General features: G+C 69.9%; 12 protein-coding genes, 2 tRNA genes and 2 pseudogenes. 9 read left to right on the forward strand and 7 right to left on the reverse strand.

The window, feature by feature from the left end; translation table 11 throughout:
- Positions 1–19 precede the first annotated feature (19 nt).
- Entirely contained in the window at positions 20–1060 is a 1041-nt protein-coding gene (locus F9B16_RS26260) for an NAD(P)-dependent alcohol dehydrogenase (protein WP_151542805.1), read from the reverse strand.
- Between the two features lie 112 nt (positions 1061–1172).
- Between F9B16_RS26260 and F9B16_RS26265 the strand changes: the two genes are divergently transcribed.
- On the forward strand, positions 1173–1805 hold the full coding sequence (locus F9B16_RS26265) for an ATP-binding cassette domain-containing protein (RefSeq protein WP_151542806.1): 633 nt from the start codon (positions 1173–1175) through the stop codon (positions 1803–1805).
- Between the two features lie 16 nt (positions 1806–1821).
- Here the strand turns inward: F9B16_RS26265 and F9B16_RS26270 are convergent.
- Positions 1822–1898: transfer RNA gene (locus F9B16_RS26270), tRNA-Pro, on the reverse strand.
- Positions 1899–2043: 145 nt separating this feature from the next.
- Between F9B16_RS26270 and F9B16_RS26275 the strand changes: the two genes are divergently transcribed.
- A tRNA-Gly gene (locus F9B16_RS26275) sits at positions 2044–2117 on the forward strand.
- 1531 nt (positions 2118–3648) lie between these two features.
- Here F9B16_RS26275 and F9B16_RS51185 read toward each other — a convergent pair.
- Positions 3649–3804, reverse strand: coding sequence for a hypothetical protein (locus tag F9B16_RS51185; RefSeq protein ID WP_192809001.1), 156 nt, complete (start codon positions 3802–3804; stop codon positions 3649–3651).
- 158 nt (positions 3805–3962) lie between these two features.
- Between F9B16_RS51185 and F9B16_RS54195 the strand changes: the two are divergent.
- The 5 genes and pseudogenes from F9B16_RS54195 to F9B16_RS26300 all read left to right on the forward strand — a co-directional run bounded on the left by F9B16_RS54195 (position 3963) and on the right by F9B16_RS26300 (position 11091).
- Positions 3963–4733, forward strand: a pseudogene (locus F9B16_RS54195) (aldo/keto reductase).
- A gap of 326 nt (positions 4734–5059) precedes the next feature.
- On the forward strand, positions 5060–6850 hold the full coding sequence (locus F9B16_RS26285; protein ID WP_151542807.1) for an IlvD/Edd family dehydratase: 1791 nt from the start codon (positions 5060–5062) through the stop codon (positions 6848–6850).
- Positions 6837–7847, forward strand: a complete 1011-nt coding sequence (locus F9B16_RS26290; protein ID WP_151542808.1) for a C-terminal binding protein — start codon at positions 6837–6839, stop codon at positions 7845–7847. The genes F9B16_RS26285 and F9B16_RS26290 overlap by 14 nt, the downstream gene beginning before the upstream one ends.
- 50 nt (positions 7848–7897) lie before the next feature.
- Positions 7898–9727, forward strand: a complete 1830-nt coding sequence (locus F9B16_RS26295; RefSeq protein ID WP_151542809.1) for a glycoside hydrolase family 15 protein — start codon at positions 7898–7900, stop codon at positions 9725–9727.
- Positions 9724–11091, forward strand: a complete 1368-nt coding sequence (locus F9B16_RS26300) for a glucose-6-phosphate dehydrogenase (RefSeq protein ID WP_151542811.1) — start codon at positions 9724–9726, stop codon at positions 11089–11091. The genes F9B16_RS26295 and F9B16_RS26300 overlap by 4 nt, the downstream gene beginning before the upstream one ends.
- Positions 11092–11127: 36 nt before the next feature.
- On the opposite strand, the gene F9B16_RS26305 is transcribed toward F9B16_RS26300, so the two are convergent.
- Positions 11128–12036 carry an SMP-30/gluconolactonase/LRE family protein gene (locus F9B16_RS26305; protein ID WP_151542813.1) on the reverse strand — a complete coding sequence of 303 codons (909 nt, stop codon included), beginning with the start codon at positions 12034–12036 and terminating at the stop codon, positions 11128–11130.
- A 565-nt stretch (positions 12037–12601) separates the two neighbouring features.
- Between F9B16_RS26305 and F9B16_RS26310 the strand changes: the two genes are divergently transcribed.
- Positions 12602–13024, forward strand: a complete 423-nt coding sequence (locus F9B16_RS26310; RefSeq protein WP_192809002.1) for a transposase — start codon at positions 12602–12604, stop codon at positions 13022–13024.
- Between the two features lie 15 nt (positions 13025–13039).
- Here the strand turns inward: F9B16_RS26310 and F9B16_RS26315 are convergent.
- Together F9B16_RS26315 and F9B16_RS26325 are read right to left on the reverse strand one after the other, a co-directional pair.
- A pseudogene (locus tag F9B16_RS26315) lies at positions 13040–13986 on the reverse strand (IS5 family transposase).
- Positions 13987–14701: 715 nt separating this feature from the next.
- On the reverse strand, positions 14702–15553 hold the full coding sequence (locus tag F9B16_RS26325; protein ID WP_151542817.1) for an NmrA family NAD(P)-binding protein: 852 nt from the start codon (positions 15551–15553) through the stop codon (positions 14702–14704).
- A gap of 69 nt (positions 15554–15622) precedes the next feature.
- On the opposite strand from F9B16_RS26325, the gene F9B16_RS26330 reads away from it, so the two are divergent.
- A complete protein-coding gene (locus F9B16_RS26330; protein ID WP_151542819.1) occupies positions 15623–16642 on the forward strand; it encodes an AraC family transcriptional regulator in 1020 nt (339 codons plus the stop codon).
- 43 nt (positions 16643–16685) lie between these two features.
- Here F9B16_RS26330 and F9B16_RS26335 read toward each other — a convergent pair whose 3' ends face one another.
- The gene (locus F9B16_RS26335; protein ID WP_151542821.1) at positions 16686–18380 is read right to left on the reverse strand and encodes a serine/threonine-protein kinase; all 1695 of its coding nucleotides are present in this window, start codon (positions 18378–18380) and stop codon (positions 16686–16688) included.
- Positions 18381–18484 lie beyond the last annotated feature (104 nt).

The raw sequence follows: 18484 nt of genomic DNA on the forward strand, positions 1-18484 counted from the left end.
CCCGCCGGCGCGGCGCGGCTCAGCCGTTCGGCAGGATCACCGCGCGGCCGTTGACCCGGCCCGCGTGGAGCCGTTCGTACGCCTCCGGCGCCTCGTCGATCGAGTACGTCTCGACGTGCACGTCCACGACACCGGCCCGCGCCAGTTCCAGCACCTCGATCAGCTCGGCGCGGCTCCCCCAGTACGGCGCCCGCACCGACGCGTCGTACGGCACGACGCCGAACCCGAGCTGCGCGACGCCGCCGCCGATCCCGACGATCAGCACGTCCGCCTCCACGCCCGCGACCCCCGTCGCCGTCGCGACCGTCGGCGGCGCCCCGACGAAGTCGAACACGGCCTGCGCGCCGAGCCCGCCGGTCAGCTCCCGGACCCGCGCCGTCGCCCGCTCGTCCGACAGCACCGTCTCGTGGGCGCCGACCGTCCGGGCCAGCTCCAGTTTGTCCTCTGACACGTCGAGTGCGATCACCCGCGCCGGACTCAGCGCCCGCAGGATCTGGATCGCCACGTGCCCGAGCCCACCCGTTCCGATCACCACCGCGGCGCTGCCAGGCACCAGCTTCGGCAGCGCCCCCTTGATCGCGTGGTACGGCGTCAGGCCCGCGTCCGTCAGCGGGACGTTCCGCAGCGGGTCGAGGTCACCGAGCGGCACCAGATGGCGCGCGTTGTCGACCAGGAGGTATTCGGCGATCGCCCCGGGCGCGCCCAGCCCCGGCGGCCGGATCCCCAGCTCGTCCGCCCGCAGGCAGTAGTTCTCCTTGCCCTGCGCGCACATCAGGCACGTCCCGCAGCCCCACGGCCCGTACACGGCGACCGACTCCCCGATCGCCACGCCCTCGACGCCGTCCCCGAGCGCCTCCACGACCCCGGCGCCCTCGTGCCCGAGCGTCAGCGGCAGCGGGAACCCCAACTGCTCCGCGGGCCAGCTCATCACCGCGATATCGGAATGGCAGACCCCCGCCGCGGTCACCTTCAGCAGCACCTGCCCCGGTCCCACCACCGGATCCGGCACCGTCACGACCTCCGGCGCCCCGCCCACCTCGCGATACTGCACCGCCTTCATGCCTGCCTCCTCCGGGCCGAAGTTCTTACAGACCACGAACGTATCCCCAGCTCAGGAAGCAAACCCAGGCGGTTTCCCCGTTCAATCAACAAGTGATCTTGGGAGGAGCAGCATGAGAGCAGTGATCGAAGCGACGGGGCTCCGCGTCCAGGACGGCCCGTCCACCGCCCTGTCCTTCACGGTCCCCGCCGGGGAGGTCCACGCCCTGCTCGGCCGGGCCGGCGCCGGCAAGACCGCGCTCCTCGAAACGGCCGCGGGCCTGCGCCGTCCGCTGTCCGGCACCGTCCGCGTCAAGGGGCTCGACCCCTACGCCGACCGCGACGGCCTGCGCCTCGGCAGCGTCTGGCGGGAGGGCGGCCTGTTCCCCGGCCTCACCGTCGCCGAGACCGTCGACTCCTGGCGCCGCTGGACCCTCGACCCGCTGACCAGGGCCGACGCCCTGCGCCTGACCGGCCTCACCGCCCGCGCCTCGACCCCGTTCGAACGCCTGGACGCGGGCGAGCGCCGCCTCCTCGACCTCACACTCGCCTTGGTGAACCGCTCGGACGTGCTGTTCCTGGACGACCCGGTCGCCGGCCTGGACGCTGGAACGATCCACCGCATCTGGACGACCCTCCGCGCCCTCGCCGACGCGGGCACCGCCGTCCTTCTGACCACGCGCCACCCCGCCGAAGCCGCCCTCGCGGACCGCACACGAACGGTGGACGACGCCCCGCACCCGCACACCGGCGCCCGCGCCGCATGACCGCGATACGCCCTGCTGGTCGGGCTGGCGGGATTCGAACCCACGACCCCTGGCACCCAAAGCCAGTGCGCTACCAAACTGCGCTACAGCCCGCGACCGGCCGCCGTCCCCGGCGACCCGTGAAGTCTAATGCCGATCAGGCCCGTCCGCCTCGCTCAACCCGGCATTCCGACCGCGGACCCGTTCGCTCCCCGTCACCCTGTACGCTACGGTTGACGATCGAGGGCTCAGCCCCCTCGCGGGCGTAGCTCAATGGTAGAGCCCCAGTCTTCCAAACTGGCTACGCGGGTTCGATTCCCGTCGCCCGCTCCAACGTTTCCACGGGTCAGAGACCATTTAAGCGAAATCTTGGAGCGACTCCAAGATTTTCTATCACAGGTACTATCGCTGAGCCGTACGTGATCATGGTGGATCCGATCATCTGGGCCGGGACGCGAGAGCACTCCCCGAATCCGCCGATTGGACAGCGCCTCGCCCCGACGGACCACCCCCTGGGCCGGCAGCGGCCGGGGTCCGGCGCAGCCTGCCGCAGGTGGCCGGCCTGCGACACCAAGAGCGCTCATGCCATCTACAGGCATCGTTCACTTCGCGCCTTGGCTCGCCCGACGGCACCGTAGGTGCCACCAGGCTCGGGCAGCAATCACCACTTACGTCTTTGACGACGACCGTCATACAGTAGTCGTGGGACAGGAAGCCGGCTCGGGTTGCACCGCCTTCGCCAACCTCTCGCAGACGCTCGCCCAGCCGAACCTGCCCGCTGACGGCGTGCTGGACGTCTCATAGATCCAGTCGAGGAGAGCGCCCACCGCATCGGCCGCGCCCTGCACGACGCTAACAACGCCGACCTGAGCGCGCGGGTCATGGCCGACAGCACCGAAGGATCCAGGCCCGCGCCTGGCGCTGCTCGAGGAACTGCGCACCACTCCCCTGGACCTCAACGCCCCGCGCACGACCTCCTGGAAGAGATCCGCGGTCGTTGGCTTATCTACCGGGGAAGACGCCTCAGACCACAACAACTTCATCGGCGAAGTACGCGCAGAAACCGACGCCAAACGCATCCATCTCGCCTAACCTCGAAGCGGCTGGTCTCATATAGCCGACGCAGCGCAGCACTCCTTTCCCACGAACTACTAGGAGGCGCCTAGCCCCTGTAGCTCAGCTGGATAAAGCATCGGTCTTCTAAACCGACGGTTGCGGGTTCGAATCCTGCCGGACGTACCACCCCTCACCAGGGTAAACGTGTACTTACAAGCCAAGATCCGTGCCCGAAATGTCCGCACGTCAGCTCGATGTTCGCTCGGATGTCGGCACGGTGTCGCCAGCACCAACCGGCAAGGCTGCCAGCCCACATCATCACCTTCTTCCAGGCAGCGCCCCTTCTTGGGGTTCCCCGAAGCGTTCGGCGACGTGGTATTCGCTGAGCCCGCCGACGGTCCTCACCACACGCCGCCAGCGTCGGTGCGCCGCCCACCGCTGCCACCGCCAGCAGGCGGGATGAGACGCATGGCGCGCGGCAGCTATGGCGCCCCATGAGGATTGCCCACGTCCGCACACCCAAGCGGCGGCCACTGGCCACCCAAGACGCCGAAGGACGCCCCACCAGCCACCCGGTCATGCTGGGTGGCGCCGGGCAAGCCGTGACTTGTCTCCCGTCCTTGTAAACCACAGCAAGTGGCCCGGCCCCGCCACCACTGATGGCCCAAGAGACGGCTGCGTCAAATCCGAGCCGCCGGCGCAGACACCGATTCCAGTGATCGTGCGTACCGCGGATTTCGCATACGGCAACCTGTCACGGGCCGGCCATGTCGACCACCGATAAGTACGACATGGGGACCGAGGCGCTTCAACGTCTTCGCGCGTGCCGCCGCACCACGATGATCCGCGCGACCACGAGCACGATCAGCAGCACTACGATCCCGATGGCGATCAATACCTTGTGAAGAGTCGTAATGTGAGCGGCCAGTTCACTGGCCAACGCGTCCATCATGAGCAGCATCATTCCCGCCGAAAACTGCTTCTACCTCGACACTCCCGCCGCTTCGATGTATACGAGAGTTGAAAAAGAATTTACTTTACCGGGATATTCCTCAGTGTAGATTGGCGCAATATGTGCGAAGCACGGGAGCTTCACTGGATGAGACCGACTGAGGGCGAAAGATGGAGACGGTCGGGCTTGGCCGCACTCGACTTCGGGTCACGCCGGACGCGTACGGCACATGCCAGTTCGGCAGGGAATGGGGCGAGGTCGACGAACGGTCGGCGATCGAGAGCATCCACCACGCCCGCAGCCTGGGCGTCAACATCTTCGACACCGCCCGGGGATACGGGTTCGGGACCGCGGAACGCCTGCTGGGGCGGGCGCTGGCCGGTGAGATGGACCAGGTGGTGACCGCCACCAAAGGTGGGCTGCGCATGGACGGCGACACGCTGGTCCGCGACTCCAGCCCGACGTGGATCCGGCGCGGTGTGGAGGAGAGCCTGGACGCTCTGGGGATCGATCACATTGACCTGTATCAGGTCCATTGACCCGATCCGAGGACGCCGCCGGCGGAGACCGCGGCGGTGCTGTGGGACCTGGTCGGCGAGGGACTCATCGGCCATGTCGGTGCCTCGAATTTCGATGCCGGGCAATTGCGCGCGGTCGGCCAGCCCGGATTTCACCGGCGGGGGCGTTACGCCGCAACCTGCGGGTGGTCGACGAACTTCGTCGCTTCGCGCAGGAGCGGGGGGCCACGATCGGGCAACTCGCGGTGGCGTGGAGGGCTTGCGTACCAAGCCCTCCAGGTCGCGATCGTCCGGCGACAGGCCGATCTCGAGGAGACCGCCGGCGCGCTGGACATCGTCCCGAGCCAGGACGATCTTGCGCAGATCGACAAGATCATGTCCGAGGCCGTGCCCCTCGGGGCGCCGGCGCCCGAAGGCGCGTGACGGCCCGCGCCCACCCGACCCGCCAGTCCTCCGCCCAGCGCCGATCCGCCCCCCGCAGCACTCCGCCCAGCGCCGATCCGCCGCCCCCCCCCCCCGCAGCACGGGCGACCTGGAGCAGGGTGAACGGTCTTTGCCGTTATTTGCGCAGGTCGAGTGGATGCCGGAGTGAGGGCCGGGTACCTGTGCGCGCAGGAGGGGCGTCCTGCCGGGTCGGGTGTGTCGCACGCGCAGGACCTGGCATCGGCGCTTCCCGCGCTTCCGCAGCGCCATGGCACCCTCCGGCCCGCTGGGAGGGCGGAGACCCGGACAAGTCGGCGAGGAGCCCTATGCCACCGACGGAGCACGTCAAGGGGAAGCTGCGCAGCCAGGCGTGGTGGGACGATCCGGCCAACCCGGAGATGACCGCCCTGTACCTCGAGCGCTTTCTCAACTTCGGCCTCACCGCCGCGGAGCTCCAGTCGGGGCGGCCGATCATCGGTATCGCCCAGACCGGCAACGACCTGGTCCCCTGCAACCGGCACCATCTCGACCTGGCCGACCGGGTCAGGGACGGCATCCGCGACGGCGGCGGCATCCCGTTCGAGTTCCCCGTCCATCCCCTGCAGGAGACGGGCAAGCGCCCCACCGCGGCGCTGGACCGCAATCTCGCCTATCTCGGACTGGTCGAGGTGCTCTACGGATATCCGCTGGACGGAGTCGTCCTGACGACGGGCTGCGACAAGACGACACCCGCGTGCCTGATGGCGGCGGCGACGGTGAACGTCCCGGCGATCGTCCTTTCCGGGGGGCCGATGCTCAACGGCTATCACAACGGGATGCGGACGGGCTCGGGGCTGGTGATCTGGCGGTCGAAGCGGCTCCTGGCCAGTGGGGAGATCGATTATGCGGAGTACATGTCGCGTGTGTGCGCGTCCGCGCCCAGCATCGGGCACTGCAACACGATGGGCACCGCGCTGTCGATGAACAGCCTGGCCGAGGCGTTGGGAATGTCGCTGCCCGGTTGTGCGGCGATCCCGGCCCCGTACCGGGAGCGGGCGCAGATGGCCTACGACACGGGCCGCCGAGCGGTGGCCCTGGTGCACGAGGACGTGACGCCGCGCCGGATCATGACCATGCGGGCCTTCGAGAACGCGATCGTGGTCGCCTCGGCCATCGCCGCGTCGACCAACGTCCCCATCCACATCAACGCCATCGCGCGGCATACCGGGGTGGCATTGTCCAACCAAGACTGGCAGCGGGTCGGAGCCGACGTCCCGGTCCTGGCGAACACCGCACCGGCCGGAGAGTACCTCGGCGAGGACTTCTACCGTGCCGGCGGCGTCCCCGGCGTGATGCGGTCGCTGCTGACGGCAGGCCGTCTGCACGGTGACGCGATGACGGTCTCCGGCCACACCGTCGCTGAGAACCTCGCCGATGTGCCGCCCGCCGACCCCGCGGTCATCCGCCCCTTCCACGATCCCGTCTCACCGCGGGGCGGCCTTCTCGTCATGTCCGGGAACCTGTTCGACTCCGCGGTCATGAAGACCTCGGTCATCACCGACGACTTCCGGGCCCGCTACCTTCCAGACCTCGGGCGGCCGCAGACGGTCGACCTTCGCGCCATCGTCTTCGACGGACCGGAGGACTACCACGCCCGCATCGAAGACCCCGAGCTGGACATCGACGACCACTGCATCCTCGTCATCCGCTACACGGGGCCCATCGGCTATCCGGGGTCGGCCGAGGTCGTCAACATGGAACTCCCGTCCGCGGTGGCCCGGCGAGGCGTCACCTCGCTCCCCGCGCTCGGCGACGGCCGGCAGAGCGGCACCTCGGACGCCCCGTCCATCCTCAACGCCAGCCCCGAAGCCGCGATCGGCGGCAACCTCGCCATCGTGCGCACCGGCGACCGGATCCGTATCGACCTGGACAACGCACGTGTCGACGTCCTGTTGCCGGAGGAGGAGATCGCCGCGCGGAGGGCCGAGCACATACCGCCGGCCTTCGAGAACCAGACACCGTGGCAGGAGATCTACCGCTCCACGGTCGGGCAGCTGGACAGCGGGGGCTGCCTGGAACTCGCGGTGGCGTACCAGAACCTCACCGACACCAAGGGGATTCCGCGTGACTCGCACTGACTCCAACGGCACGATCCTGATCGCCGACTACGACTTCGGCGATGTCGACATCGAGCGCGCCATCATCGAGGACGCCGGATTCCGGCTCGTCGCCGCACAGTGCAAGAGCGAGGACGAGGTGATCGAGAGGGGCCGGGACGCCGACGGCGTCCTGACCCAGTACGCGCGGGTCGGTTCCCGTGCCATCGACGCCTTCACCCGTTGCCGGGTGATCGCTCGCTACGGAACGGGCGTCGACATCGTCGACGTCGACGCCGCGACCCGCCGGGGCGTCCAGGTCACCAACGCGCCGAACGAGTGGTGCGCCGAAGAGGTCGCCGATCACGCCGTCGCGCTCTGGCTCGCCGCCGCCCGAAAGATCTGCGCGTACGACCGAGCGACACGGCAGGGCGAATGGCACTGGAAGACCGGACAGCCGATCTGGCGGCTGCGGGGGCGGGTGCTCGGGCTGCTGTCCTTCGGCGCCATCGCGCGCCTCATCGCCGAGCGCGCGGCGGCGTTCGGCGTCGAGGTCTGGGCGTGCGACCCGTTCATCGACGAGGCCGAGATCCGCTCGCGCGGCGTGCGGCCGGTGTCCTTCGACGACCTTGTGGAAGGCGCCGACTACCTGGTGGTCCAATCGCCGCTCACCCCGCAGACGCACCACACCTTCGACCGGGCGACGCTCCGCAGGATGAAGCCGACCGCGATCCTCGTCAACACCGCGCGCGGGCCCATCGTGGAGGACGCGGCGCTCCACCAGGCCCTGACCGAGGGATGGATCGCCGGCGCCGCACTGGACGACCTCGAAGAGGAACCCGCGAAGCAACGCGACTGGCGCCCCCGCAACGCCCTCCTCGAGCTGCCCAACACGATCATCACTCCCCACGCCGCCTACTACTCCGAGGAGGCCGCCAGGACGGTGCGGCGCATCGCCGCCGAAGAAGCCGTACGGGTCCTGACCGGGCGGCCGGCGCGTTTCCCCGTCAACGACGTGATGGCCGGCTTCCACCCGTAAGGCCCTTCGGATCGGCCCGACGCCCGGACGGAATTGAGGAGGAGTTCGCCATGCTCGATCCGGATCCGCCCTTCCGGCCGGTCCACAGCCACGACGGTTATCACCGGCTGGAGGATCTGGGCCTGATCGGGGACGGCACGACGGCGGCGCTCGTCGGTCCGGACGGCTCGATTCCGTGGTTGTGCCTGCCCCGATTCGACAGCGACCCGCTGCTGTGCGGCCTCCTGGATCACGAACGCGGCGGCCATTTCACTCTCACGGTGGACGGTCTCCGGGAGGCCCGCCAGTACTACGAGCCCGACACCGCAGTGCTGGTGACCGAGATGCGCGGCCCGACCGGCCTGCTCAGGGTCACCGACGCGCTGGGGCTCCGCGCGGACGCGGACCTGTCGGACGACGCGGGCGGGAGCCGGGCCGAACTCGTCCGGTCCGCCGTCGTCCTTGACGGGACCGTCCGCCTGCGAGCGGAGCTGCGGCCCTGGGGCGGCGCGCAGACCCGGGTCCTCGCCAGCGGCCTCGAGGTGCAGGCGCCCAGGCGGCGGGACCTGCGGCTGCACCTGCGCGCCAACCGGCCGCTGGCCGGCCTGGACACCGTGCACGACCTGCAACAGGGCGATCGTCTCGCCGTGACGCTGTCCTGGGGCCGCGTCCATCGCCACCACCGGTTCGATCCTGAGGCGGTGCTGCGGGAGACCGTCGAGGCATGGCGCCGCTGGATGCGGAACTTCGCTTACGCCGGTCCGCAGGAGCCGCTGGTCCGGCGTGCCGCGATCACGTTGAAGCTGTGCGACGACTGGATCAACGGCTCGCTGGTGGCGGCGCCCACGTCCTCGCTGCCCGCGCCGATCGGCGGGGTCCGCAACTGGGACTACCGCTACGCCTGGATCCGGGACGCGGCCTTCACCGTGTTCGCGTTCCGCCGCGTCGGATTCGGCTACGAGGCCGACGCCTTCCTCGGCTGGGTCCTGGACGCCTTCGAGAGCACCCCGCGGCCCCGGATCATGTACACCCTCGGCGGTGATCCCGTCCCCGATGAGGTCCAGGATCCGGGTCTGGAAGGCTACCGGCGGTCCGCTCCCGTGCGGTGGGGCAACGGCGCCGCCGACCAGCGCCAGCACGACATCTACGGCGAGGTCCTGGACTGCGCCGACCAGTGGCTCCGCGCCGGCGGCGATCTGCAACCCGCCCTGTGGACCCGGCTGGCCGAGCTGGCCCGGACCGCGCAGACCGCGTGGCGCCAGCCTGACCAGGGCATCTGGGAGGTGCGGAGCGAGGGCCGGGTCTTCACGTACTCGGCCGCGATGTGCCAGGTGGCGCTGGACCGCGCCGCGTCGATCGGCGAGCGGCTCGGCCTGCCCGGACCGCTCAGCACCTGGCGCGACGCGGCCGACGAGCTGCGCCGGCGGATCCTGGAACGCTCCTGGGACGAGGACGCGCAGAGTCTGAGCGAACACCTCGACGGCGGCGGAGGGCTGGACGCCAGCCTTCTCGCACTCCCCCTGCGGAAGGTCGTCCCGGCCGATCACCCGCGGATGACCGCCACCACCGCGGCGGTCGCCGAACGCCTGTCCGCCGGCGACGGCCTGCTGTACCGCTACCTGCACGACCAGTCGCCCGACGGCCTCGCCGGCGACGAGGGAGCCTTCCTGCTGTGCAGCTTCTGGCTGGTCGAGAACCTCGCGCTGCAGGGCCGGACCGAGCAGGCCGAGGACCTGTACGCCTCGCTGTGCTCCCGCGCCAGTCCACTCGGGTTGCTGCCCGAGCAGATCGACCCGTCGTCAGGGACGTTCATGGGCAACTTCCCCCAGGCGTTCAGCCACATCGGTGTCATCGCCGGCGGCGTCACGCTCGCCCGGGCGAGGGAAGGGCGGACAGGATGATCGGACGGCTCGTCGTCTTCGGCGCCACCGGCGACCTCAACGCCCGCTACCTGCTGCCCGGCCTGGCCGCCCTCCGCGCGGCCGGGCACCTCGACGACGGGTTCCAGCTGGTCTGCGCCGACAGGAAGGACTGGGACGACGAGGGCTTCCGCGGCTGGGCGGCCGAGCAGCTCGACCGGCACGCGAGCTCGTCTCCCGCCGACGCCAGGAGCTGGGTCGCCCGGGCCACCCGGTTCCGGAGAGCCGATGCCACCGACCCCGCCGATCTCGCATCCCTCATCGCCGGTGATGGGCCGGTCGCGCTCTATTTCGCCCTCCCCCCGGCCGTGTTCCCCGGCGCCGTCACGGCCGTGCGCGGCGCGGGCCTCCCCCGGGGCAGCCGGCTCGTCCTGGAGAAGCCCTTCGGCGAGAACCTGACCGACGCGCAGGAGTTGAACCGGCTGCTGTCCGAGGTCGTCCCCGAGCAGGCGGTGTTCCGCGTCGACCACTTCCTGGCCATGACCACCGTCCAGAACCTGCTCGGCAGCCGCCTGGCCAACCGCGTGCTCGAACCGCTCTGGCACAGCGCGCACATCGCCGAGATAGAGATCGTGTGGGACGAGTCCCTCACCCTGGAGGACAGGGCCGGCTACTACGACGGAGTCGGGGCGCTCAAGGACATGGTGCAGAACCACCTCCTCCAGGTGCTGTGCCTGGTGGCCATGGAGCCCCCGCTCAGCCTGAGCGAGCGCGACCTCCGCGACCGGAAGATCGATGTGCTGCGCTCGGTGCGCCCGCTCACCGACGAGGACGTCCTGCGCCGCACCCGCCGGGCGCGCTATCTCGCCGGCCGCATCGGCGACCGCAGGGTTCCCGCCTACGTCGACGAGGACGGCGTGGACCCGCAGGGACGCACCGAGACCTTCGCCGAGGTGGAACTGCGACTGGACAGCTGGCGCTGGTCCGGCACCACCTTCCGGCTCCGCACCGGCAAGGCGCTCGAGCACGACCGCAAGGAGGTCGCGGTCCGCTTCCGGCCCGTCCCTCACCTGCCCTTCGGCCATAGCGGGGACGCCGTGCCCAACGTGCTCCGCTTCGGGCTCGACCCGGAGAGCGTGACCCTGGCGCTCACCGGAATCGGCCCCGGTCCGCAGACCCTCACACCGCTGACCATGACCGCCCAGATGGAGCCCGCCGACCTGCCCGCCTACGGCCGGCTGCTCCTGGACGTCCTGCGGGGCGACGCCGCCCTGTCCATCCGGGGCGACGAAGCCGAAGAGGCATGGCGGGTCCTCGCCCCGGTCATGTCCGCCTGGTCCGACGACCTCGTGCCTCTTGAGGAGTATCCAGCCGGTTCCAGCGGACCCGGCCCCAGGGACCAGTAGGCGCAGGACGGAACCGGCCCGGACGGGCGATGGCGATCAACCCGCGAACTCGCGTACCGGCCTGCCCTTCACGCCCGCCATCGCCCGGAACAGCGACCCGGCGGGCGAATCGTCGCCGGGAGGAAGGCCCTCGCGGGAAGTGGAGATGAAAAGCTCGTCCAAGCCCGGACCACCGAAGGCGCACGCGGTGACTCCCCGCACCGGCACCTCCACCACCTCATCCAGGACGCCACCCGGCGTATACCGGCGCACAGCCCCGCCCTGATTCAACGCGACCCACACCCCGCCCTCCGCGTCAACGGTCAGGCCGTCCGGGGCACCGTCCTCGGGAGGGATCGACGCGAACGTCCGCCCCCCGGTCAAACCCTCGGCCCCGTCGAAGTCGAATACCGCGACCTCTTGCGTGGCCGTGTCGACGTAGTACGCCAAGCGTCCATCCGGGCTCCAGTCCAGCCCGTTCGAAATCGTCACGCCGTCCAACACCACGACCGTGGAACCATCCGGATCGAGCCGATAGAGAGCACCCGCACCCGGCGTCTTGCCATAGGCCATGGAACCGCAGTAGAAACGGCCCTCCGGATCACAGCCCCCGTCGTTCATACGGACGCCCTCATCGCCCCACAGTTCCGGCAGGACCATCATCGTGCCGTCGGCGTCCTCGAGCGCGAAACCCCGCCCGACCGCGATGACCGCACCCCCGTCACGCCGGGGGCGCAGCGCGGCCGCGACACCGCCGACATGCCGCCGGCCGACCGTCCCATCGGCCCCCAGCGACATCACATCACCGGCCAGCATGTCCACCCACCGCAGCCCTCCCCAGCGCGACGACCAGACCGGCCCTTCACCGTGAAAAGTCACCGGATCAGTGACCTGCTCAGCACGCGGCAAATCCTTGCACCTCCAACCACCCGGCACACCGAAAAATTGAGCCCAGTGCAGCTGCATCACCGATCCCCTACCCCGAGCCGCACCCCGAAACGCCACCCAGAAACAACGGTAAACCATGCCATACTAAACAGAAAACGACCCACTAGTACGGCAGCCGTAAAACGTGATTCGCTCGACGGCGACCAAGGATCACGCGTTGTCGTTCGCTCGGATGGTGTCGGCAGCAAAGGGACCCTCAGTAGAGGGCAACCGCTCTTCGACCGATACCTTCCTCCGCCGAGGGCATGTTCCGCAGGTTCCCTCCAAGAGGGAACCTCATCGCAGTAACCGGCGGTCGACGGCGATTCCGGAGGGACACTGAGGGGCGAGGCGATGGGGCGGGCGAGCCTTGAGGCCTTTCGGGATGCGATTGAGGCGGGTGCGGGGTCGATTTGCGCGCATAAATCTGCCTCGCCCCAAAACCTTCGGTGAGGTGCGGTCTGCACCCTTGCCGGATTTGCATACGCCTGGGCACCTGACGTACAGCCGGGTCATGAGCAGGCGCCGTGGTTGTCCCAGTGATCTGTCCGATGCCCGCCAGGCGTTGATCGAGCCGGTCCTGACCGCCTGCCACGAGGAACGCATGGCCAGTGCGCCGTCCATCGGCCGTCTATTCGCCGAGCTCACCGGGCTGCTCCGCTTGGTCCGCGAACAGGAGGGGCACCGGGCCCAGCCCAGCGCCCCCATCATCGACTCCCCAAGCGTCAAGACCACCATCGACGTGCCCACCGCCGGCCAGGACACCGATGCCGGCAAGAAGATCGTGGGCCGCAAACGCCACATCGTCACCGACACCCACGGCCTGCCGCTGGCGGTGCTGGTCACCGCGGCCAGCGCGCCGGACGGCACCGCCGGCACGCAGCCGCCGACCGGTGTGGCCGCGACCCACCCGACGATCACCAAGGCACGGGCCGACACCGCCTACCGCACCAAGGCCATCAACCACGCCGCCACCCTCGGCATCGCCCTGGAGCCCGTCCACCACGCCCCCGCCACCGTCGCCTAGGGCCTGTTTCTTGGATCAGGTGCGTAGCCAGATGAGTAGGACGGCGATGGTGATGGTGCCGGTGAACAGGTAGCGGCGTTTGTCGAAGCGGGTCGCGACGGCGCGGAACTGCTTGAGGCGGTTGATGGCGCGTTCGACGGTGTTGCGCTGCTTGTAGCGCTCGGGGTCGAAGCCGGGCGGTCGGCCGCCGCGGCGTCCGCGGTCGCGGCGGTGCTGCCGCTGGTCGGTCGGCACGGGAATAGTGTGTCCGATCCCGCGTCGGCGCAGATACGCCCGGTTGGCGCGCGAGGAGTGGGCCGCGAGGAGTAGGCCTTGTCGGCCAGCACGTGCTCGGGACGGCGGCGTGGGCGGCCCGGCCCCAGCCGTGCGACACCGATGGCGTCCAGGACCGCGATGAACTGCGGGCTGTCGCCCCACTGACCGGGAGTGACCAGGAACGACAGGACCCTGCAGCGGCCGTCGGCGGCCAGATGAATCTTGGTGGACAACCCGCCGCGGGAACGTCCTAGTGCTTCGCCTGCCGGGCCACCTCCTCCAGCAGGGCCACCAACTCGCGCCATGACGGGTTGTCCTGGTTCGTCCCGGCGCCGTCCCCCCTTTCAGGTGAGGCGGGTGGCGGCCGGTGCGGGGCGCCGGCCGCGTGCTGATGCGCCCGCTCGATCGTGGAATCGACCGATACCCGCCAGTCGATGTCACCGGCGGCGTCGGCCTGGGCCCGCACCACCTGAAGCAGCCGTTCCCAGGTCCCGTCCGCCGACCAGCGCCGAAACCGCTTGTAGACGGTGATCCACTCCCCGAACTCGGTCGGCAGATCACGCCAGGGCACACCGGTCCGCACCCGATGACAGATCCCATTGATCACCTGCCGGTGATCGACCCACCGTCCACCCCGCCCGCCGGTCGGCGGCAGCAACGGCGCCAGCCGCTCCCACTGCGCATCGGTCAAAGTCACCACGACCCATCAACCCACAGTGACCCAACCAACGCCCACCGTCAGCCGATCCAAGAAACAGGCCCTAGGGACGGTCCAGCGGATGCACAGGGTCGGCGTCAACGATCGTGTTGCGCAGGCTTCCGAGGCCTTCGATGGTCGCGACGACCCTCATCACTCGGCTTCAGCCACGGGTACTTCTCCTCGCCGTGCGTCCGCGACAGCTCGAGGATGCACCCTGTGCCGCACGTGCCCGAGCCGATGACGGGAGAGCAGCCGGCGTGGTGCTCGAAATCCAGGTCCCCACGCCCTGATCGACGAGGCCCGATAGCAGGACAGCGCAGACGAGCCCGGAAAAGACGACCAGGAAATACGTCGCGCTGAACTCAGGCCGGTCCCCCGGGATCGTCAGTGCGTCCGTGACGCCGAGGCCAGGGCGGAACAGAGTTCCGATAACCGCCCTGGCAGTGCCCTGATGAACAGGGCTCCCACGCCGACGGCGGCCAGGTTCGATATCCCGAGTCGTCACGTAGAAACGCCGGGGCCGGAGACGAGAAGAAGACCGTTCACTCTGGAGGACGCGGCGACGAGCGCACCGAACGCTAGTCACAAGCCGTAGCGATCACTACGAAGGGCTACTCGGGTCTCATCGCAGCTTGCTGAGTGGGGGCGTGACGGCGACCGGACAGTCGTCCAGCCGACTGTTCGTGCCCTGCCTAGGCGACGGCGTCCGGTTGTTGCTCGTCTCAGCGCCAGGCTCCCACTGCGCCACGCGCGTATTCGGCAAAGGCGATCGGCGCCCGCCCGGTGACGTGGAGCACATCGTCGGTCGGCTGTGCTGCCCAGCCCTGGCGGATCCCGTCGTACATCGCGGCGTAGAAGTCGACGACGTGGACCGGGACTCCGGCGCCGAGCGCGGTGGAGCGGAACTCGTCCGGGGCGATGGGTCGGTAGCGCACCTGCCTGCCCGCCGAAGCGGACACGATGTCGGTGAGCTCGGCGAACGAGAGCGCGTCGGGGCCGGTCGGCGCATACGTCTTGCCCTCGTGGCCGTCCTCGGTCAGTGCCACCGCGGCGACCGCGGCCACGTCCGCCACTGAGACAGGAGCCACGCGACCGTCGCCGGCCGGGACAGTCACGACACCATCGCGCACGCCCTGAACGATTGCCGGATACTCGGTGAAGATCTCATCGAAGACGTTCGGCCGCAGAATCGTGCTCGGCACAGGCGACTTCTCGACGAGATGTTCCACTCGCCGCATCGGAAACTCCTCGTCGGCGAGATGAGCGGTCGCGTTGGAGAGATGGACCAGCCTGCGCACCCCTGCCGTGGTGGCGGCGTCGAGCAGCGCCGTGACGTCCTCGGTGGCGTCGGCAGCGGCCGGCTGCAGCACCTGGTAGATCCCGTCGGCCCCCTCCAGAGCCGGGCCGTATGTGCGCCGGTCAGACCATTCGAAGCGGACCGGTTCGACGCCGGGCTTCGGCCGTCCCGGGTTGCGGGAGGCCGCACGGACCACGACTCCTCGATCGAGGAGCTCCGCAACGAGACGCCGACCGGTCCGGCCGGTCGCCCCCAGAACGAGAACAGTGGTGCCCATGCTTCGCCCCCAGCGAGTAGGTTGACCGTGAACGATTGACACCGTAGGAGCGCTTTCAGGGCACGATCCATGACGGTTTCCGACCAATCCATATCCGAAACTGCCCAACGCGACGTCGTCACCGACGTGTTGGCCGACATCGTCGCCGCCACCCGCACCGGCAGCGTCGCCTACGGCCGAACGCGGCTGAGCGGACCCTGGAGCATCGCGTTCGCCCCGCGTTCGATCGCCACCGTCCATGTGGTCATCACCGGGGCGTACTACCTGACTCCCGACGGTGGTGAGCCGATCCTGCTCGCCCAGGGTGACGTCGCCCTCCTGCCCTCCGGTATCGGCCACGTCGTCTCCGATGCCGTGGGACGTCGAGCGCGGCCCTTCGAGGAGGTGTTCGGCGGGACGCTCGAGGGGATGTCCAGCGCCGATCTCGTCCTCGAGGGGGAGGGGCCGATCACAGGCCTGCTGTGCGGGGCCTACCTGCTGAAGCATGCGCCGCACCACCCGTTCACCGAGTCGCTGCCTGCCGTGGTGCACATCACGGCAGGCCAAGCCCGCGGCAGCAGCCTGGCCGCGGCCCTCGGCCTGCTCGCCGCAGAGGTCGACGGTGATTCACCGGGTGCACCCGCGGTCGTGGCATCCCTGCTGGACCTGCTGTTCGTCTACGTCCTGCGTTCCTGGCTCGTCACGCGGGCCGGCGGGGCCGAGGGCTGGGCCAGGGCGCTACAGGATCCGGCGGTCGGCACCGCACTCGCTCTCGTCCACGGTGATCCAGGCCGGCCGTGGACGGTGCAGGCCCTCGCGCAGGCCGCCGGTGCTTCACAAACCGGATTCAGCCGCCGCTTCACGACGCTGACCGGCCAGACGCCAATGGCCTACGTCACCGCGTGGCGGATGACGGTCGCCGCCCGGCTGCTGCGCGAGGGGCAGGCACCGCTGCGCCGCATCGCGCGCGAGGTCGGCTACGATTCAGAGTTCGCCTTCGCCCGTGCCTTCAAGCGCGTCGTCGGCCAGCCCCCCGGCCGCTACCGCGCCGCGCACCGGCCGGAGCACGGACCTCTTGCCGGACTTCGGTCGGCATCGCCACTGCCCTGATTGCCTCCGCCGTCTCACCAAGTGAGGCAAGGTCTTGACAGTGCTACGAGGGTTGATCAGCCGGGGCCGCGGTCGACTCCGCCTCCGCTGGACGCGAGGTTCGGTGGAACTGATGGATCGCGTGGAAGGCGAGCCCGGTCGCCAGCCAGAGTGCGTACATGCCGAGCTGTGGGACGGAGCGGATGTTGTAGGCGGAGTTGTCGTCGCCGATCCCGTCCCCGAAGAGCGTGATGAACGGTACGACGGATATCAGCCCGACGCACACCGCCCACAGCGAGCTGATCCCGTAGAGCGCCTTCCGCGCGGGTTCGGAACCGGTGAGCAGGGGCAGCGCGACGGCGGCAGCCGCCAGCAGGAGCACGCCGCTTCCTACCAGCGCGGTGAACACCCAGTCCGACGAGACGCCGGAGACGCCCGCGGGCTTCTGCTCGGTCCACGGGGCGGCGGGGTCGAAGACGAGGTGCAGGTCGGCCGCGAACGCTCCGGTCCGCTTGGCCGTCCAGGTCTCGGTCATGATCGGCAGTCGGCCCGCGACCAGATAGAGGACGAGCGCGCCGCAGACCTTGGCCCAGTGGCCGATCCAGAACCCGGACGTCCGGGGCGTCGCGCCGACGTCTCCCCGCGGCACGGTGCGGGTGGCGGTGGTCGCCCCCGGCGCGCGGACGGGCTTGGTACCCGCCGCCGCCCGGTCGCCGTGCGACGCACCGCGGTCCAACACATCGCCTGTTCTTGGGGCCGGCGTGTGCGTGGCGTCGCCGGTCCGCCGTGCGCCCGGCGTGTCGGAGGCCGAGCCGGCGGCACCGGATCCCGGCGAGCGGACCAGGTCGTGCTTGTCCTGCGTCGATGAGTTCGCGCCGGTACGCGGCGCGAGAGTGCGCGTCGCGTCGCGGAGGTGGGCGATGTCGGTGACGACGGCGGGCGGGAGCCAAGCGCCGACGGCGTCCTGCGGGTCGGCGAGGTGGTCGAGGATCTCGGCGAGGGCGGGACGGGCGGCCGGGTCCTTGTCCAGGCAGCCGGCGATCAGGCCGGCGAGGCGGTGAGGCAGGCCGTCGAGGTCGGGCGGGTCGTGCCGGATGCGGTAGATCAGCGGCTCGAAGGGCCCCTCGCCGAAGGGCCCGCGGCCGGTGGCCGCGTGCACGATCACCGAGCCGAGCGAGAACACGTCGCTGGCCGGACCGATCTCCGTCCCGTAGGTCTGCTCGGGCGACATGAACGGCGGTGTGCCGATGACCGACCGCGTGTGGTGGGAGGCGTCCAGTGCCCGGGCGATTCCGAAGTCGATGACGCGGGGCCCGTCCTCGGCGAGGATGACGTTCCCCGGCTTGAGGTCGCGATGGACCAGGTCGCACGAGTGAATGGCGGCCAATCCCTCAGCGAGCCCCGCGCCCAGGACGGCGATCGTCGCCGGCGGAAGCGGACCGTGCGCATGAACGGCCTGTTCCAGGGACGGGCCGGGGACGTAAGCGGTGACCAGCCATGGCGGCTCGGCGTCGGGGTCGGCGTCCACGACCTGCGCCGTGTAGAACCCGCCCACCCTGCGCGCAGCCACGACCTCGTCCGCGAACCGTTCCCTGAACCGCTCGTCCCCCGCCAGTTCGGGCCGCACGACCTTGACCGCGACGAGCCTGCTCCCCCGCGACCGCCCGAGGAACACCCGCCCCATGCCGCCGCCTCCGAGCCTGGCCAGCAGCCGGTACGTGCCCACCCGGTCCGGATCGCCCGCCCGCAGGGGTTCCATGCCCACCATCCTCCGACCCTCAGATAAACAATACCGTCTATCTGAAGAAGGTGCCAGGCGTCCGCCCTCCCGGCGCGAGGTCATGGGACGCCCCGAGCCGGTCA

Origin of the sequence: Actinomadura montaniterrae (assembly GCF_008923365.1) — a bacterium.
GTDB classification, from domain to species: domain Bacteria; phylum Actinomycetota; class Actinomycetes; order Streptosporangiales; family Streptosporangiaceae; genus Spirillospora; species Spirillospora montaniterrae.

Coding starts and splice junctions, on each gene's coding strand:
- F9B16_RS26260 (WP_151542805.1), bottom strand. CDS start 1,060: ATGAAGGCGGTGCAGTATCGCGAGGTGGGCGGGGCGCCGGAGGTCGTG.
- F9B16_RS26265 (WP_151542806.1), top strand. CDS start 1,173: ATGAGAGCAGTGATCGAAGCGACGGGGCTCCGCGTCCAGGACGGCCCG.
- F9B16_RS51185 (WP_192809001.1), bottom strand. CDS start 3,804: ATGATGCTGCTCATGATGGACGCGTTGGCCAGTGAACTGGCCGCTCAC.
- F9B16_RS26285 (WP_151542807.1), top strand. CDS start 5,060: ATGCCACCGACGGAGCACGTCAAGGGGAAGCTGCGCAGCCAGGCGTGG.
- F9B16_RS26295 (WP_151542809.1), top strand. CDS start 7,898: ATGCTCGATCCGGATCCGCCCTTCCGGCCGGTCCACAGCCACGACGGT.
- F9B16_RS26300 (WP_151542811.1), top strand. CDS start 9,724: ATGATCGGACGGCTCGTCGTCTTCGGCGCCACCGGCGACCTCAACGCC.
- F9B16_RS26305 (WP_151542813.1), bottom strand. CDS start 12,036: ATGCAGCTGCACTGGGCTCAATTTTTCGGTGTGCCGGGTGGTTGGAGG.
- F9B16_RS26310 (WP_192809002.1), top strand. CDS start 12,602: ATGGCCAGTGCGCCGTCCATCGGCCGTCTATTCGCCGAGCTCACCGGG.
- F9B16_RS26325 (WP_151542817.1), bottom strand. CDS start 15,553: ATGGGCACCACTGTTCTCGTTCTGGGGGCGACCGGCCGGACCGGTCGG.
- F9B16_RS26330 (WP_151542819.1), top strand. CDS start 15,623: ATGACGGTTTCCGACCAATCCATATCCGAAACTGCCCAACGCGACGTC.
- F9B16_RS26335 (WP_151542821.1), bottom strand. CDS start 18,380: ATGGAACCCCTGCGGGCGGGCGATCCGGACCGGGTGGGCACGTACCGG.